This window comes from Haloferax sp. Atlit-6N, from assembly GCF_003383195.1.
Classification (GTDB): domain Archaea; phylum Halobacteriota; class Halobacteria; order Halobacteriales; family Haloferacaceae; genus Haloferax; species Haloferax gibbonsii.
The window spans coordinates 1-672 of the sequence record NZ_QEQJ01000066.1 but is presented as its reverse complement, the minus strand read 5'-3'; the positions used below and the strand labels follow the sequence as shown (position 1 = coordinate 672).

The window sequence follows — 672 nt, the reverse complement described above, 5'->3', positions numbered from 1 at the left end:
AGATTATGCACCTCATACATGAATCGAGGCTTCGTCGTCGGGGACGAGCGGGTACTCGACCGAATAAAACGTGGCGTACATATGATCTGCGCCCCGGTTCGCCACCGCGTACGAGAGCGCCTGCCCGTGCAGAACGCGCCCCTCGTGTGCGGCGAAGTCCATATTCTTCACCGACCAGTTCTCGACGCCCACCTCACCGTGGACGCGACCGATACCCTCTGCGAGTGTGTCGCCGACGCCCTCACGGTGAGCGATCTTGTCCAGCAAGTCGAGGATCAACTCGGTGTCTCCGAAGGCGTCGTTGGCCGCCAGGTACGCCGCGACCGTGTTCCCCGCGGAGATCGCGTCGAGGCCGTACACGTCACAGCGCTCGTTCGATTGCATCACGTCCACGATGTCGTCGACGCCGGAATTCGATCCGAACGCCATCGCCACCTCGAACTCGGGGCCCTCGGTCTCGACGCCTCGCGCTTCGTCTCACGTCGGCAGTTTGCACGCGAACGCGCACGACGAGCACGTTCCCTTCTTGTATTTTTTCTCGGCTACTGCATCCCCATTGATTCCTTCGACGCCCGCAAACGACTGCTCGGAGAAATAATACGAGGGCAGTCCGTTCACCTCGTTCGCGAGGTCCATCACTGCGACCGTGCCCTGCTGTTTCATAATGTGGTC

1 pseudogene is annotated in these 672 nt (G+C 60.9%); it reads right to left on the bottom strand.

The features are described 5' to 3' along the window. Positions 1-27: 27 nt before the first annotated feature. Positions 28-672 (bottom strand): annotated as a pseudogene (locus DEQ92_RS21160) (aldehyde ferredoxin oxidoreductase C-terminal domain-containing protein); the annotation flags it as partial.